Source organism: Bacillus sp. UNC322MFChir4.1 (assembly GCF_000746135.1).
Classification (GTDB): Bacteria; Bacillota; Bacilli; order Bacillales; family Bacillaceae_G; genus Bacillus_A.
Map to the genome: position 1 here is coordinate 59,312 of NZ_JQKQ01000023.1, position 16,204 is coordinate 75,515.

Here is a 16,204-nt window from a genome sequence, read left to right on the forward strand (position 1 = left end):
CTCCTTTTTCTATTTACTATTAATCTTGTTAGTCTCGTAATTTTCTTCCCGTCAGCGTCAGAAACACTGTTTCCAAGTTTGGTGCCTGTTCTTCTACTGATCGTATTTCTACATCGTGACTAATAAAATATTGAATGATTTTATTTAAATTGTTCACCCCAGTATCAGAATTCACTTTAATTACGTTTTCTTCTATTTGAACAGCCTTAACACCGCTAATTTCTTTAAGTTGGTTTACATCCATATTTTCAAGTGATTTTACTTCAATCCAAATATCTTTCGTATCAGTAATAATCGCCTTTAACTGTTCTTTCGTTCCTTCTGCAATAATCTTTCCGTGATCGACAATCGCAATTTTCGTACAAATCTCTTCTACTTCCTCCATATAGTGACTTGTATAAATGATTGTGCTCCCCATTTCGTTTAGTTTTCGTACAGACTGGAGGATGTAGTTTCTTGACTGCGGATCAATCCCTACTGTCGGCTCATCCATAATAATTAACTTCGGACGATGCGCAATCGCGCAAGCAATGTTAAGTCTTCGTTTCATTCCACCGGAAAAGTTCTTTGAATAACTTTTATGTTTATCACTAAGTCCTACAAATTGAAGAGCTTCTTCTACTCTCGCTTTCAATTCCGCTCCTCGTAAGCCATATAATCCTGCAAAAAATTTTACATTTTCATAGGCTGTTAACTCCTCGTAAATCGCTAAATCTTGCGGAACAATACCGATGTTCATTTTTGCAAAACGATTATGTCGTTTTACATTTTTACCCAGTATACAAACCTCACCTTCGTTACTTCGTAATAATCCAGCAATCATATTAATTGTTGTACTTTTACCAGCACCATTTGAGCCTAAAAATCCAAATATTTCTCCTTGTTTAATAGCTAAAGACATATTGTCTACTGCGATGAAATCACCAAATTTTTTCGTTAAGTTTTTTATCTCTAATACGTTCATCATTTCACCCCTATTTCAGTTTCTCTGCTGTTATTATAAACAAAAAGAATGAACCTGCTTAGTGCAGAAGTTCATTCTTTTCACATGAGAATATTCACTTTTTTCCTGTGAGATCATTCATCTTATTTATTCCTTACTGTATCGGTAATAACATTGTTACTGAAAAACCATTTGTACCATCTACAATAATCGTTCCGTTAATAGATGCGGTACGTTCTTCCATGCCGATAATGCCGAGTCCTTTTTTCACTTGCGGTACACCTTTTCCATTATCTTTCACTTGCACCTTCACAACAGTATTAAGAACATGTATATCGATTGAAATAGCTGTTGCCTCCGCATATTTCATCGCATTCGTTAATGCTTCCGTTACATTTTCTCCAATGATTTTCCATTGTATTGGAGAAATAATATCCAAATTCCCTTTGTATAGAAACGAAATTTTCATATCATGCTTCGCCGCAAATTCATCTATGAATAATTTCATACGATGAATACCAATTTGTTCAGTTGGTGGTTTCATATTTTTTAACGTTATTCTAATGCTTTCAATTCCCTCTTTAGAAATATAAATGGCATTTTGAAGCAACTCTGCCGCTTTCTCTTTATCAGTATCCATTAACCTTTTTGCTGCTTCCATTTGAATTAACGCAGATGTCATAGAATGACCAATTTTATCATGAATTTCTTGCGATAATCGATTTCGTTCTTCTAGCTTAAATGTATATTCCGATTGTCTTATGTATGCTTTATTTTCATTCAAATTCTTTGTGAGCCTTTGCATATCTTTTCGCATCATGTCATTGTCTACTTCAAGTTTACATAACCTTTCCGTATATAGCTTGGCCATTGTATAAACAACAAAACCAAATACAGCGATTAAACTGTATGTCATACGTATATTTTCCTGGGCAAACATAACGGGAAGAAACATAATAAAAAGGATCATCCATCTTCTCTGTATGTAATAAGAAGTAAACTCATATAAATTCAGTGGTAAAAATAAAAGTAATAACGGATGAATCTGTTCATGCGAAACAACTATCATCACAATTGATGCAAATATAAATACTTTTTTCACTGCATCTTTTTTGAAAATATAAATCGCAACATTTGTACAAAAATATAAAAGTAAAGTAAATACAATCCATGGTAAATTCGTCACACTAGAATATACATAACTAAATACGATGTAAAGGAAGATGATCAGCTTACTAATAACGATCCAAAATTCCATATTTCTAATCCACAGTTCCTGTTAAATAGTAAATGGCAATTTGCGTACGATGCTCAAGCCCTGTTTTATTCAGAATTGATGTAATATAATTCGCAATCGTCCCTTCTGATATAAAAAGCTGTTTTGAAATCTCTTTATTCGAAAAGCCTTTAGCGATATGAGCAATAATACTAAGCTCTCTTTCTGTGAAAAGACTCTTATCTATCTTCAACTCTTCTTTATTTTCTTGTAAGTTTGATTTAATTTTATCAAGGACTACATCTTGCATCACAGTATGTCCGTGATATACGCTTTTAAGTGCATCTCGAATTCGCTCTGGATCATTATTCTTTAATAAATAACCTTTTGCCCCATTTTTCACCGCCTCTAAAATGTATTCGTCATCATCAAATGTCGTTAAAATAAGCGGCTTTGTTTTTGTTTGTTCACAAATGAATTTCGTTGCTTCCACACCGTTCATATTTGGCATACGTACATCTAAAAGCGCAATATCTACATCATGTTTTTTGCAATAATCTAAAGCCTCTTGTCCATCATTTACTGTTTCTAGCACTTCAAATTCTTCGTATGTACTTAAAATGATTTTCATTCCTTCTCTAATAAAAGAGTTATCATCAGCTATTAATACTTTTATCTTCATGTTTGTTAGTACGGAAATTCTCCTACTAACATTCACATCCTTTCTCCATGTAACATTTCCCTATTGCTCATTATATACTTCTCTATACCACTTTTTCACACTTTTTTGATATAGCCCCTTCTCTGAAAATATATTATTCTTTTTTTATATCATGTGTAGGGGGGCTTCTCATTTTTTACGTCTATATAATAGAATGCGTCAAAAAGGAGGGAGAGAACAATTGAGGAAAGACAATTAATTGAAAAAGCACAACAAGGAAGCGAGCATGCTTTTCGCATCCTTGTACAAACATATCGTCATTATATTTTCCAAGTTATTTTTGCTATTTTAAGACATCAAGAAGATGCCCAAGATGTCACACAAGAAGTGTTCGTAAAGATCCACGCTTCTCTTCCTAATTATCAATTTCGTGGATTCAAAACGTGGATTACACGAATTGCTACAAATCACGCTATTGATTATAAGAGAAAGAAAGCAAGGGAAAACGAAGAACTCTCCTTATCAAAAGAAACTCAGGAAGATATAAAATCCCCCCATAATATTGAGGCATTGTTATTGACGAAAGAGCAAAAAGTGTTGATTGCTCAAAAACTAAGAGAACTTCCAAAGAATTATCGTGACGTTGTTCTCGCACATTACTTAGAAGAAAAAAGTTATCAAGAAATTGCTGCTCAACAAAATGCTGAAGTCAAAACGGTGGAAATGAAGCTTTACAGAGCAAGAAAATGGATTAAAAAACATTGGAAGGAGGAAGATTTTCTATGACACATTTTTCAAAAGAAGCTTGGTGCAATTATATTTTAGACCTTCTATCAAACAGTGAACGCGAATTTATGGAACAACATCTTTATGAATGTGATCATTGTTTAGCACTTTATATGGAAATCATTGATGAACAAAATGAAAACCTTCCAATGATAAATGATGATTCATTTACAAATGAAGTTATGGAGAAAATTAACTTTGAATCCCTAGAGTCTGAAGAAAAAATGAGTAAGAAGCAACCAAGACAAATAAAAGGTACGCTCATTCACTACATAATTGCAACTGCAGCTACGTTAATTTTTATGGCAAGCGGTTTATTCCATTATATTTTCACGGTAACTGCTAGTTTTGAACAATCTTCCAAACAAAATGGGGTTTCGATTTCAAAACAAATTGTAAACAAAACGATACACACAACAAAAACGAACGGAGGTTCAAAACATGAATAAAAACCCCTTTTTAGCGCTTGTTTTAGGGCTAATCCCTGGGCTCGGCCATTTATATTTACAGCGAATTGGGCGTTTTATTATATATAGTGGTTGTTCATTATTACTATTCATTGCTGCGGTAGGATTTATTATTAACTTTGGGTATAGCGATTTCATTTTCCTTATCGTATTTTTATTAGCACTTGTATGGGGAATAAACCTACTAGACTTAATTATTTCTATAGTGAATCAGTCATGGAAAAGAGAGAAAGATCGAACGCAAGAATCAGCACGTGAAAGTGAACGATTTTATATCATTCTCTTATCCATCATCCCTGGACTTGGGCATTTCCAATTAGGACTTATGCAGCGCGGGCTTACATTTTTAGTCGCTTTTACAGGGCTAGGTAGCATGATTATATTCGTTACACTATTAACATCTCGTGAAAGCTTTCTTATCTTTCTTGCTACGTTACCTGTTCTATGGATTTATAATTTCTTCGATGCCGTCCAGCATCTGCAGAAAAAAGAACATGGCGAAATATTAGTCGATCGTACTATTTTCGAAGAATTTGAAGAGCACCGAGAACAAGGAAAGAAAAGCAAAACATTTGCTTCTATTTTAGCTATGTTCCCTGGAGCAGGCCATATGTACTTAGGCTTACAGCGCCGCGGTCTTCAGTTAATGGCAGCTTTTTTACTTGCTATTTATTTGCTCGACTTATTAAGATTATCAGCCTTCTTATTTTTAGTACCTATTATTTGGTTTTATAGCTTTTTTGATACATTACAGCAAACTGCAAAATACGGAAAAGAAGACTTACAAGACACACCTATTATTGATTATTTTATTAATCATCAAAAATGGCTCGGCATCGGACTTATCGGGTTAGGAGGCTACTATTTATTAGATCAAACACTCCTTCCTATTTTAAACGATTATTTCGCTACTATATTTAACATTCATATTAATGAATTGTATTATCGCTATTTCCAAACATCTATCGTTGCCCTCCTTTTAATTGGTGGTGGCTTTAAACTATTACTAGGAAATAAAGAAGAAAAAGGTGGTGCGAAAGAATGAGAACATGGCGTGTAGGAACGATATCTATGGGGATTTCAACTATTACATTAGGTTGTTTCTTATTATTTTCAATTATAAAAGGCATACAAGTATTCGATAACATTACAGCATGGTGGCCTATTCTTTTCATTGTACTCGGCATCGAAATTTTACTATATGTTATATTCTCTAAAAAAGAGCAACCTATCATTAAATATGATATTTTTAGTATTTTCTTTATCGGTATCTTAGGGACAATTGGTATTGCCTTCTATTTCTTATTATCCACTGGATTACTAGAAGAGATTCGTCATTCTATTCATACAACTGAACAAACGAATAACATCCCAGAAGTACAGTATGACATACCTGACTCTATTAAAAAAATTGTAGTTAATACGAGTAATGCTCCTCTTACAATAGAAGGAAGCAATAGCAATAAAGTCCATTTATTAGGAACATATGAAATGACTATGAAAGAAAATGAAAAAGACAAACTAAAGCAGGACGATTTTATTGCGATTCAAACAGTCGGCGAAACGATGTATGTGACATTAAAACCATTACCCGTTCACCATAAATTCTTCGCATCACAATTACGAATGACAGCAACACTTGTCCTCCCGCAAAATAAAAACGTGGAAATTCGCGGTTCTGAAAGAGGACTCTCTCTTTACCCAGGTCAATTACAAAATAATTGGTCTGTACAAGAAAGTTCAAGTGTATCTGTTCATCTTGTAAAAGATAGTGATATGACACTATCAGCTGTAACCAATCAAAAGGATTCTCATGGTAGTACACCTTGGGAACATGTAGAAGAACTAGCGAAAAAAGAAAATAATACTTCAGAGGGGAATCCCGATTCAAATCAGCAAGAACAATGGTATAAAAACACCATAAAAACGGGAAATGGTACACACCAGCTAAACATTCAAAAAACTTATAATATAGACATAAGTGTTCTTGAAAAATAAGAAGCTAAAAAACCTTTCCACATTCATATTGTAATGACCCAGTAAAGTGAGACAAGGATAAAGCACCCCCACTGTCGTATGTAAATGCAAACGACAAATTGGAGGTGTTTTTTCTATATAACCGCTTTTAAACCTTCCAAAACTAACCCAATCATAAAGCCACAAACAGCACCATTTACACGAATCCACTGCAAATCTTTCCCTACATTATTTTCAATCATTTCAATTAGCGTCTGATCATCTAGCTTATCCAAGTTTTCTTGTACAAGCTTTCCAATTTTAGAATGATTGTTTTCGACAAGGGTTACAATTTGCCTTTGCAACCAGACTTCCATTTTTTGAATCGTTTCGGGATCTTCTTTTACTTTATTCATTTGCGCCCTTAAAAATGAAAGAAGATATTTATCTGTAAACTCCTCTTTTTTTATAAAAGCAACTGCTCTTTCCTGTGCTTGTCCCAACAATTCTGTTATTTTTTCATTCGCATTCCAATTTGCAATCAAACTTTCTTTCCAATTCTCTAATTCCTGTAATACCGCTTCATTTTCCTTAACGTGAATAAGTTCTTGGCGAATCTTCATTATGATCTGTTGTCTTGTACTATTATCAGGATTTTGTAAACTACTAATATTACTAATCAAAAACTTCTGCAAAATGCTTCCGATTTTTTCTTCATCTACAATATTCATAAAAGATTTAAGCGTAAACTGCAAAAATCCATCTACTTTTATATTCTCCATCGCTTTCATGCCTAAGCTTCCGAGTTGATAACGGGCTTCATCTTGAGCTGTCCACTCTTTTGCCTTTCCTAACATATAGTCAAATGTTTTTTCATCGTACTCTTCTGCAACTAATTGATCAATAAGGACTTGTAGTATATTTCCTGTATGAATCGTATGCAAATACGTTTTTAATTCTTTTTCAATTACAGTCGCTAATTTTTCAATATTTATTTGAAGAATCGCTTTTTCAGCAATTATCACAATGCTTTTTTTCACGCTATCAGATTGCAACTCTCTTTCTGCAATCTGCAATACGATTTGTGCTAATTGCAGCTCTTTCACTTTATTTGTTATACTTTCTTTCGTCAGCCAATCATTTTCCAGTGTAGTAACAAGTCCTTTTGTAATTCGTTTTCGATTTTTTGGTAATAGTGCTGTATGCGGAATTGGGATTCCCATCGGATAGCGAAAAAGCGCCGTAACTGCAAACCAATCGGCAAGTCCACCTACTAAACCAGCTTCAAATCCACCTTGAATAATTCCGCCTACTACCGTTCCTTGAATCGGAAGTGTTGCGGCAAATCCCACTCCCATTACTCCAAGTGAAATTCCCGCTATATATTTTGATTGTAATGACATTACATTTGCACATCCTTTTTTATGTAAAGTAAACTTTTCAATCTATAATAAAATCCTTCAATAAAAGCATATATCTATACTATAATGAATGCCATTAGAAACCACAAAGAATTCATTATAAAAACGAGAGACTAATACACCCCTCGTTTTTATAATTTTATAATATTGTTAAAAATTCAGCAATTGGACCAAGGACAAGTACTGGTAAAAATGTTAAAGCGCCTACTATAAATATCGTACCAAGTAAAATCCCGCCAAATAAACGATTGTCAGTTTGGAGCGTACCAATCGTTTCAGGTACAATTTTTTTCTTTTTCAAGCCAACTGCAACAGCAAGCATCGTAATGATACTAAAATAACGGCCAATATACATCACGAGGCCAGTTGAAATATTCCAAAACGGTGTATTATCATTTAATCCTTCAAATCCAGATCCATTATTCATAGCAGACGATGTATATTCATATATGACTTGCGTTAGACCGTGAAAACCGGCATTCGAAATTGCATCTGTTCCGAAATGTGTTGAAAAGGCAATTGCTGCAGCGCCAAGAATAAGTAATGGCTGAGATACAATTGTAATGGCGATTAATTTCATTTCTTTACCTTCTAATTTTTTATTCAGGAACTCCGGCGAACGGCCTACCATTAATCCTGCCAAAAATACTGCAATCATCGCATACATGATCACGTTCATAAATCCGACTCCAATTCCGCCAAATACAGTTCCGAGAAGCATATTTACAAGCGGAACCATTCCTCCAATTGGTGTTAACGTATCATGTGTAGTATTCACGCCCCCTGTCCCCGAAGCGCTTGTAACCGTTGCGTATAAAGCAGAAGATATAACGCCAAGGCGCATTTCTTTCCCTTCCATATTTCCTTGTGAATGCTCTATTCCAAGTTGATTTAACGGCGGATTTCCTTTCAACTCAGATATGGAAAGCGCCTGAAATCCAACGATAAACAAAATGAACATCGATACAAAAAACAGTCTTCCTTGCTTCCGATTTCCAATCATTCGGCCGTAAACAAATGGGAATGCCATCGGAATTAACATTTGCAGCATCATTTGCAGCACGTTACTAATCATATTTGGGTTTTCAAAAGGATGTGCGGAAACCGTTCCAAAAAAACCGCCACCATTATCTCCAAGTTCTTTAATAGCTAGTAAAGACGCTACTGGCCCCCGAGGAATTACTTGCTCGGTCCCTTCTAACGTTTTTGCGATAATTGTAGAATCTAACGTCTGCGGTGTTCCTAGCGCTAGAAAAATGAGCGACGCTACAAATGAAATTGGTAACAATACTCTTATAATAGATTGAACAAAATCAACAAAGAAATTCCCTATTCTTTTACCTGCTAGCACACGAATAAACGTAATCCCAATTGCCATTGAAGTTGCAGGTGCTGCAAACATCATAAATGTTACCCCAACCATTTGAGAGAAATTAGATAAATTACTTTCACCACCATAATGTTGTAGATTCGCATTTGTCATAAACGTGATGGCCGTATGAAAAGCTAACGTCGGCTCCATTCCCGGAAAATGATTTGGATTTAACGGTAACATCCCCTGTAATCGAAATATAGAATACACAACAAGTATAAAAAATAGATTCGTTATAATTAAACAAAACAAATAGCGCTTCCAGCTTTGACTATAGCCCTTAATGTCCGCGATTTTAAATAAAAATTTTTCTAGCGGGCCAAATATCTTTTGAAATGGTCCCTTTTGCTGAAAAACGTTGTATATATAATCTCCCATTGGTTTCGCAACAACTACAAATAGACAAATTACAATTAGACTTGTAAGCCAGCTCACTCTTTTCCTCTCCTCTGTTATCTCTATATTTTTCTCCATTACATATAGAAATAAGTTTAATTGTAAATTTTTACCATAAAGAGAATAAAAGAAAACACTAGGCCGCACCTAGTGTTTTTTACACACAAGTCCCCCCTCTCAAAACGCTGACGAGGTTAGCTGTCGGATTCGGACCTTGAGAGTAGCCCTACCTAAAAAGGATTCACCCCGAGTGACAAAGCACAAAATTGGTTCCCCCGCTCCTATTGGATTAAGCGATATTCGGCTGTAAAATTTTCCATTTGTATGTTAATATACGCTTCCAAACTCTTATTGTAAAGAGAGAAAATACAAAAAAAGAAAAACTCCCTTCATGAAAGTTTTCCTTCTACATATCAATAACAATAAACCGCTACTACAAAAATAAATGCGATATACAAACAAAGCGGACTGTATAACCACGTATCATATACCGAAAATTTTGTTCCTTTTACTTTCTTAAAGAATCCAACATACTTCATGTCACCAATTGCACGTAATAAGAAAATGCCTGCAAGAATGATACATCCCCATCTCGTGTAACGACTTGAATCCCAAAAAGACAAATATCTACTTTGAGCTAATAGAATCATAGCGAAACATAGAATGGCAAGTGCCACTGCAAAAGTTCCTATTTTCCGAGGAACAAAAACAGATTCGTCGCTGTCTTTTTTCATCGGAAGAACAACCTTACTGCCCCAAGATCCGCCACATGCCCAATACATATGAATGAGGCTGATAAACACAAGTATGCTTGCACTTAAAATGATGAAAAATGCTGCCATTGTATTCCCCTCCATAAATTCGCTTACTTTTAATAACTTCCTTTCATATATAACCTATATAAGAAAACAATCTATATTCATTTTCATTTTCCGAGCTATAAGTTGAGGCTAAGTTGAATACAACATGACATGACCGTTTCGATGCGCGGCCAGATGCTCTCACCCTCCTGAAAAGAAAGGGGATTTTATATCGTCTATATATCTTTTCCTCATAGCTTTCGAATAGGACTAATAAGCGCAATAATAACTTCCATTATCTTTGCAACTGACGCCAATGCAAATACTGCAACTGGATTATAGCCAGAAATAATCCCACCAACTAAAGCACCTAACGGCATTGCTAGACGAGTAAGTACTCGCGAGAAGCCAAGAACCCTTCCTTGCATATCGGTAGGCACTGTTTCTTGCCGGACTGATGCTACGATTGTGTTCCAAGCTATGTTACAGACCATTGCCACACCAAGGGCGATACCAGGTGCTAGCCAATATTTGCTCCATATTGCATACGTTAGTCCAATAGCACCTATACCTAAAAGAACAGGGATAAGAATCCCACGCCGAAAGTACCTTTCGAGTGGTACTGCAATAATACTTCCTATAAGTCCCCCAACTCCAATTAAGGTATAATTAAGACCGCTTTGTTCAGCAGATAAATGTAAAGTTGAAAGTAAGTAATACATGAATACGCCCAGTACAGCACTAGCCCCAAAGTTGCCAACCATAGCTTGGAGAGATAAAGCAAGGTTAAGCCGATTATTCGTCAGCCATTTCAGTCCCTCTTTCAGATCTCTCCCTATGCCTTTTAATACATTCCCTTCTCTAACGATGACTTTATTTCCCACTAATTTAGGTAAGAGTAATACTGCAATTAAAGTAGCGGCAAAGGAGAAAACATTTAACCAAAGCGCGTTAAATCCTCCTATTATAGCGATTGTTATTCCTGCCAATGTTGGACCTGCTAAACTAGCAATTTGATTAACCATTTGGTATGCCGAATTCGCTTTCGTTAACTTTTGACCTGCAATATACGGAATTGCTGTAACAGTAGCTACATCAAATAACATAGATAAGACAGCTAACATAAAAGAAATAACGTATAGATGCCAAATCTGGAGTACATCTAGAAAATTTAAAATAGGAACTAGTCCTACCAAGACCATACATCCTAAATCAGCTGTCCACATCAACTTCCTTCGATTCCAGCGATCTACCATCACGCCTACTATTGGTCCGAATAAAACAATAGGTAATACACTAGTAGCAAAAAGTGTACTCATTACTACCACGGAACCAGTTAACTCATAAGCAATCCAAGGAAGCGCAAACGTATAAAGGGCGTCACCGAGCCGGGAAATTAGTATACTAGAAACAAAAACAATATATGAACTAGGTAGATGTGTAACTTTTGATAGCCACTTTTCACTAGTTCCATTCGAGGGCAACGATGAGTTGAACTTTGTTTCCTTTTTAAGGGTCAATCTGAATGCTCCTTTCTGTATATAAATGTTATAACTGATTTATCCATCGTTACCTAGACAGCAATTGTAAAATATACAAGTTTTTACAATTGTTATTCTTAGTTTAACATAATTTTGATTGATTTCTCGCACTTTAAACGTAGCGTAACCTAACGGCATATAACAAAAAATATTGGAATATAAAATTACTATTTTCTGTACAAAAAAGGACTCCTTCCCTATATAAACGAATTTGTTAAATGGAGCCCAAAACAATACATGACTGAAGGTGAATCGATGGTTATTTATATCGCGCTGTTACGAGGTATTAATGTAAGTGGACATAACAAAATTAAGATGGTTGAATTGAGACATACCCTGGAAAAGATGGGTCTTAACCAGGTGCAAACGTATATCCAAACTGGCAATGTCCTTTTCAAATCGGAGGAGAGCCCAGCGCCGCTTCGCCTTCGAATCGAGAATGCGATTAGAACAAATTTTGGCATTTCAATCACCGTTATTTTAAGAACAGCCGAGGAACTAGAGCGGATCATTGCAAATTGCCCATATGCAGATGTCTCTTTAGCTGAAGGAGAAAGCATTTATGTTTCAATATTGACAGAAGCGCCGCAGCAGAAGATAGTCGATCGATTGGCAGACAGTGAACGTAATAACGATGAATACCATATAGACGGACGTGTAATTTACTACTTGTTTCGTCAAAACATCTTAGATTCCAAGTTGGCCAAAAACATGCAAAGTCTTGGCAATACAGCAACAACACGTAACTGGAATACAATTAATAAAGTGGCGGCGTTAGCAAAAGCAATGCAAGTTTGACATGAATAAGCATGTTCGAATTTCATGGCCAGAACCCTATAGCTTATCTATAGGGTTTAAATCGATATGTAGGACACCCTGTTACATTCGTTTTGATTCGAAATACTCCACCAGCGCTTCCATCAGTAGTATGCATTTTAGCTGTCGTAATGTATAACTCGTTTAAATCCCTTCCACCAAATGTGCAAGAGGTTACATATAATGCTGGGATAGGAATACTTAGCAACTGCTCTCCATTCATCGGATTCCATCTTGTTATTTTAGAACCGCCCCAATGAGCAATCCACAACATTCCTTCCTCATCAATTGTCATTCCATCAGGAAGTCCTTCTTCTTTTTGTATGACAACAACATCTTTTGGATTTTCAATATTTCCTGTGCAAATATCATAATCAAAACGAACTACTTTTCTTGTCGGCGTATCTATGAAATACATATACTTATAATCTGGTGACCACGCTAAGCCATTAGATGTACTTACATGTTCTACTTTCTTTGTTACAATTAAATCGGTATCTAAACAGTAAAGAGCTCCCTTTCCATCAATACCAACACCTTCTGTAGTACCCGCCCAAAAACGACCTGCTGGATCACATTTCCCATCGTTAAAACGATTTTCTGGCAAATGGCTTTCGGGGTCACAAATAGCCCGCAGTTTTTCTGTATCTGTATTTAAAAAATGAAATCCATTTTCTAGAGCAAGAATCATTTCACCAGATTCACTCGGAGCCACTGATCCTATCATCTGTCCAAGACTGATTTCCTTATCTTCATTTGTAATAGGATTATAGATATGAACCTTCTTCTCCAATATATCGACCCAATACAATAGCTGCTTTTGACTATCCCAGCAAGGCCCTTCTCCAAGAGTTGCCTTCGCATCAATGACTAATTCTAATTCACCTAGCAAATTAACCCCTCCACATTAAAGAATATTCTGTCTTTTCTATAATAACATGTAATAGTTTTTAAGTATTAATTTGTAACATTTATGCTTTATCTAGAACGATAAAAACCCCCTTCAGCTCGCTTATCTGAAGGGGCGTCCTTATTCACCTAATTAATTCTAGCTTATAAGACGCGTAATTCGCTTCTTCTTCCACGACAACCTGTAATATCCGTATTGCAGAAGCAAACTCACAATAAACGCAGCTGGATATCCTACCCATATTCCTTTTATTCCAAGGCTCGTATGATACGATAGGAAATAGGCTACTGGAACTTCTACAAGCCAAATCGCTATAACCGCAAAAATAGTTGGCCACAATACAGTGCCGCTCGCTCTCATCGTTGCCCCATATATTTGCGCATGACCAAAAATTAAGTAACTCCATAGCGTAATCATAATGAGACTATGTGCAATATCTATCGTATTCTGACTCGTTAAAAAGAGCGCTAAAATTTGTTTTGAGAACAAATAAATAAAAGCGATTAATATTCCTCCAATTACATAGTTCATAACAAGTCCCGCTCGGATTACTTTTTGCAGACGATCAAATTGATTTGCTCCAATAGACTGCGCTGCAAATATGGAAACGGTAATCCCAAGACTTACTGCTGGCATCTGTACATAACTTGCCACTTGATTCACTACTCCGTATGCTGCCGTTGCATCTGAACCAAAACGGTTTACAAAGGAAATAACAGCAATCTCTGATAATGAAACAAGTATCATATTAATACTTGCTGGAATGCCAAGACGTAATAATAATTTTAATAACTCCCAATCCATGCGAAGATACTTTCGAACTGTTGCATCAAATTGCAATGGATGTTTCGTTTTTCTTAAATAAACTAACAGAATAATAAATGTAACAATTGTTGATATAACAGAAGCATATGCTGCGCCGTACACACCGAGTTTCGGCAGGCCGAACCAACCAAATATAAGAATAGGTAATAATGCCATATTTAGTCCTGTACTAACAATTAAAAAATAAAACGGTGTTTTAGAGTCTCCTGCCCCACGCATAAATGTTGTATATGCAAAATATAAAAATAGCACTGGCATGGAAATAAATAAAATTCGAGCATAATGAACACTTATATCAATAATATTTTCCGGCGTACCAACAAGTTGCATAATATCCATCGCAAACATACTACCCATTACCGCTAAAATCGCTCCAAGTACGAACGTAAATGTCAACGTTGTACCGACAATGGCCTTTAAGCGATCTTCATTACGAGCCCCAAAAGCCTGACCAATTAAAATCGAGCTACCAGACCCAATCCCAATGACAAATGAAATGAGTAGGAAAAATAACGGAAAGAAAGCCGAAATAGCAGCTAGTTCATTCATACCAAGCCAACGCCCTACCACTACCATACCAAACAATTGTCCAAGTGACTGCAATACATTACTTAGCAGTAAAGGAATAAGAAACATAGCCATAGAACGCCATATTGGTTTACTTTCTGTTCCTTCTTCAGTTATTTTCAAGTTTCATAACTCCTTTTATCGAGAAATGTCGCGATTATATCCTCGCTCTCCGTATGGCTGCAATTTCTCTAACCACTTCTCTTCTAATTTTTTCAATTCTTCTTTTTCATTAAAATATCCCGTATCTTTCTTTTTCAACACTTCTAATATTTCAAACTCAAAAGCATCTGTCCCGTATTCCTTCCAATCATCTTGCAATGCCTTATTCGTATGAGAACCCATATTAAGTAAAAGACGCCTTCCACTCATCGTTTTGAAATTTCTTGTACTCTCTACATACACTTTTTCGTTCTTTGTATTTCGAATGCAATACATACCCCCTTCAATTTCGGTTTCTTTATACAGTTGTTTTAATTCTTTTTTTCTATCCAATTTCCTTTCTCCTTTCATTTTATCTATATATATCTTTTTGCCATCTAAGTCACTGCTATGGCTAATTCAACATGAAAACTACTTGCTTGCTCCTTTTGTTTTAACCTAGTATGTGGTAGAAAAAGGCCCTGACCGCTTCTATGCACAGCCAAATGCTCTCGCCCATCTAAAAAGAAAGAGGGTTTTAATATCAATTTTCAAATTTGTATTTATCTGCATTTTTTTCTATAATTTCACCCAATACTGACTTCCATCTGATGTTCTGTCGAGGAAACCATATTCAATTAAATACCTTCTTAACGTGACATAATCAGGATATACATGTTCTAAAATCTCATTCACTTCTTTTTCTGTATACTTTTGATTGCTATCAAACTTTTTCACTACATGTCTCAAAATAATGAGCTTTCGCTTTTGTTTCTTCGGAAATTTAGAAAGCGGTCCGTCTAATCCTTCTGTAAAATGCAATTTTATTACTTCTTCATTTTCCTCTTCGGTAATGTTATACCGCTGATCAACCATCGTTGCTGTACGATGAATCGGGAGAAATTTAGGTTGAGTCGTCGCTTTTTCTTCTGAGAGCTCCATAAGCGCTAGAAACACTTTTGCTTGTTTCATCTTCTCCCTTAATGTAAAACGATGATTCCGAATCGTTGAAGTACTTCCGCCGTCCATTTCCTGTACAATCTCTTTATCGTTTAAACCCATATGGAAGAACTGGACCATCTTCTTCTGCAAATCTGTTAAACCTGTTAACTTTTTATCTAACCCTAATAAATAATCAAACATAGAAATATGTTCATTTGCGATATGAATTTGTGTAAACTTCTCTGCTTCATAAAAAATATTCTGCTCTTGATAAATAATACCTTTCATAAATTTTTCTCCACAAGCTAAACAAACATATTCTTCAGTGTCCTTCTCAAAAACATATCCTTTTTTCAATTCCTCAATCGTAGCATCCCAAAACCATTCTGAAATATCATTCATACTAAACAATCCCCTAAAAAGTTTATTTTAAAAACAAACAAA

The 16,204-nt window shown here is 35.5% G+C and carries 16 protein-coding genes and 1 riboswitch; of the genes, 5 read left to right on the forward strand and 11 right to left on the reverse strand.

Annotated features, from left to right (window positions below):
• Positions 1–28: 28 nt before the first annotated feature.
• The 3 genes from BR72_RS10440 to BR72_RS10450 form a co-directional block, all read right to left on the reverse strand.
• A complete protein-coding gene (locus BR72_RS10440; RefSeq protein WP_035432729.1) occupies positions 29–964 on the reverse strand; it encodes an ABC transporter ATP-binding protein in 936 nt (311 codons plus the stop codon).
• Positions 965–1,097: 133 nt separating this feature from the next.
• Positions 1,098–2,201, reverse strand: coding sequence for a sensor histidine kinase (locus BR72_RS10445; protein ID WP_035432732.1), 1,104 nt, complete (start codon positions 2,199–2,201; stop codon positions 1,098–1,100).
• A gap of 4 nt (positions 2,202–2,205) precedes the next feature.
• Positions 2,206–2,841, reverse strand: coding sequence for a response regulator transcription factor (locus tag BR72_RS10450; RefSeq protein WP_051957294.1), 636 nt, complete (start codon positions 2,839–2,841; stop codon positions 2,206–2,208).
• A gap of 276 nt (positions 2,842–3,117) precedes the next feature.
• On the opposite strand from BR72_RS10450, the gene BR72_RS10455 reads away from it, so the two are divergent.
• From BR72_RS10455 to BR72_RS10470, 4 genes are read left to right on the forward strand one after another with little or no spacing between them, the layout of a single operon-like run.
• Positions 3,118–3,606, forward strand: a complete 489-nt coding sequence (locus BR72_RS10455) for an RNA polymerase sigma factor (RefSeq protein ID WP_081904858.1) — start codon at positions 3,118–3,120, stop codon at positions 3,604–3,606.
• The gene (locus tag BR72_RS10460; RefSeq protein ID WP_035432736.1) at positions 3,603–4,055 is read left to right on the forward strand and encodes a hypothetical protein; all 453 of its coding nucleotides are present in this window, start codon (positions 3,603–3,605) and stop codon (positions 4,053–4,055) included. The genes BR72_RS10455 and BR72_RS10460 overlap by 4 nt, the downstream gene beginning before the upstream one ends.
• A complete protein-coding gene (locus BR72_RS10465) occupies positions 4,048–5,118 on the forward strand; it encodes a hypothetical protein (RefSeq protein ID WP_035432738.1) in 1,071 nt (356 codons plus the stop codon). The genes BR72_RS10460 and BR72_RS10465 overlap by 8 nt, the downstream gene beginning before the upstream one ends.
• Positions 5,115–6,071 (forward strand): exosporium protein E, encoded by a 957-nt coding sequence (locus tag BR72_RS10470; protein ID WP_035432740.1) that lies wholly within the window; start codon positions 5,115–5,117, stop codon positions 6,069–6,071. The genes BR72_RS10465 and BR72_RS10470 overlap by 4 nt, the downstream gene beginning before the upstream one ends.
• Before the next feature lie 113 nt (positions 6,072–6,184).
• Here the strand turns inward: BR72_RS10470 and BR72_RS10475 are convergent, their stop codons facing one another.
• From BR72_RS10475 to BR72_RS10490, 4 genes are all read right to left on the reverse strand, one after another.
• Positions 6,185–7,432 carry a DUF445 domain-containing protein gene (locus BR72_RS10475; RefSeq protein ID WP_035432742.1) on the reverse strand — a complete coding sequence of 416 codons (1,248 nt, stop codon included), beginning with the start codon at positions 7,430–7,432 and terminating at the stop codon, positions 6,185–6,187.
• A 157-nt stretch (positions 7,433–7,589) separates the two neighbouring features.
• Positions 7,590–9,257 (reverse strand): potassium-transporting ATPase subunit KdpA, encoded by a 1,668-nt coding sequence (gene kdpA / locus BR72_RS10480; RefSeq protein WP_035432744.1) that lies wholly within the window; start codon positions 9,255–9,257, stop codon positions 7,590–7,592.
• A gap of 128 nt (positions 9,258–9,385) precedes the next feature.
• Positions 9,386–9,524, reverse strand: a riboswitch (cyclic di-AMP (ydaO/yuaA leader).
• 107 nt (positions 9,525–9,631) lie between these two features.
• Positions 9,632–10,060, reverse strand: a complete 429-nt coding sequence (locus BR72_RS10485; RefSeq protein WP_035432746.1) for a DUF3995 domain-containing protein — start codon at positions 10,058–10,060, stop codon at positions 9,632–9,634.
• Positions 10,061–10,269: 209 nt separating this feature from the next.
• Positions 10,270–11,439, reverse strand: coding sequence for an MFS transporter (locus tag BR72_RS10490; RefSeq protein ID WP_231559707.1), 1,170 nt, complete (start codon positions 11,437–11,439; stop codon positions 10,270–10,272).
• A gap of 375 nt (positions 11,440–11,814) precedes the next feature.
• Here BR72_RS10490 and BR72_RS10495 point away from each other — a divergent pair, with 375 nt between their 5' ends.
• Positions 11,815–12,357 carry a DUF1697 domain-containing protein gene (locus tag BR72_RS10495; protein WP_035432832.1) on the forward strand — a complete coding sequence of 181 codons (543 nt, stop codon included), beginning with the start codon at positions 11,815–11,817 and terminating at the stop codon, positions 12,355–12,357.
• Positions 12,358–12,400: 43 nt separating this feature from the next.
• Here BR72_RS10495 and BR72_RS10500 read toward each other — a convergent pair whose 3' ends face one another.
• The 4 genes from BR72_RS10500 to BR72_RS10515 all read right to left on the reverse strand — a co-directional run bounded on the left by BR72_RS10500 (position 12,401) and on the right by BR72_RS10515 (position 16,162).
• Entirely contained in the window at positions 12,401–13,267 is an 867-nt protein-coding gene (locus tag BR72_RS10500; RefSeq protein WP_035432751.1) for an SMP-30/gluconolactonase/LRE family protein, read from the reverse strand.
• Positions 13,268–13,423: 156 nt separating this feature from the next.
• Positions 13,424–14,752 (reverse strand): MATE family efflux transporter, encoded by a 1,329-nt coding sequence (locus tag BR72_RS10505; protein WP_197059942.1) that lies wholly within the window; start codon positions 14,750–14,752, stop codon positions 13,424–13,426.
• Positions 14,753–14,815: 63 nt separating this feature from the next.
• Positions 14,816–15,172, reverse strand: a complete 357-nt coding sequence (locus BR72_RS10510) for a GIY-YIG nuclease family protein (RefSeq protein ID WP_035432755.1) — start codon at positions 15,170–15,172, stop codon at positions 14,816–14,818.
• A gap of 225 nt (positions 15,173–15,397) precedes the next feature.
• Positions 15,398–16,162, reverse strand: coding sequence for a DUF2087 domain-containing protein (locus BR72_RS10515; RefSeq protein ID WP_035432757.1), 765 nt, complete (start codon positions 16,160–16,162; stop codon positions 15,398–15,400).
• Positions 16,163–16,204: the final 42 nt, after the last annotated feature.

Bases quoted from the DNA above. Each gene is read 5' to 3' on its own strand.
- BR72_RS10465 (WP_035432738.1), top strand. From the start codon at position 4,048: ATGAATAAAAACCCCTTTTTAGCGCTTGTTTTAGGGCTAATCCCTGGG.
- BR72_RS10440 (WP_035432729.1), bottom strand. From the start codon at position 964: ATGAACGTATTAGAGATAAAAAACTTAACGAAAAAATTTGGTGATTTC.
- BR72_RS10485 (WP_035432746.1), bottom strand. From the start codon at position 10,060: ATGGCAGCATTTTTCATCATTTTAAGTGCAAGCATACTTGTGTTTATC.
- BR72_RS10445 (WP_035432732.1), bottom strand. From the start codon at position 2,201: ATGGAATTTTGGATCGTTATTAGTAAGCTGATCATCTTCCTTTACATC.
- BR72_RS10460 (WP_035432736.1), top strand. From the start codon at position 3,603: ATGACACATTTTTCAAAAGAAGCTTGGTGCAATTATATTTTAGACCTT.
- BR72_RS10475 (WP_035432742.1), bottom strand. From the start codon at position 7,432: ATGTCATTACAATCAAAATATATAGCGGGAATTTCACTTGGAGTAATG.
- BR72_RS10470 (WP_035432740.1), top strand. From the start codon at position 5,115: ATGAGAACATGGCGTGTAGGAACGATATCTATGGGGATTTCAACTATT.
- BR72_RS10495 (WP_035432832.1), top strand. From the start codon at position 11,815: ATGGTTATTTATATCGCGCTGTTACGAGGTATTAATGTAAGTGGACAT.
- BR72_RS10515 (WP_035432757.1), bottom strand. From the start codon at position 16,162: ATGAATGATATTTCAGAATGGTTTTGGGATGCTACGATTGAGGAATTG.
- BR72_RS10505 (WP_197059942.1), bottom strand. From the start codon at position 14,752: ATGGCTATGTTTCTTATTCCTTTACTGCTAAGTAATGTATTGCAGTCA.
- BR72_RS10450 (WP_051957294.1), bottom strand. From the start codon at position 2,841: ATGAAGATAAAAGTATTAATAGCTGATGATAACTCTTTTATTAGAGAA.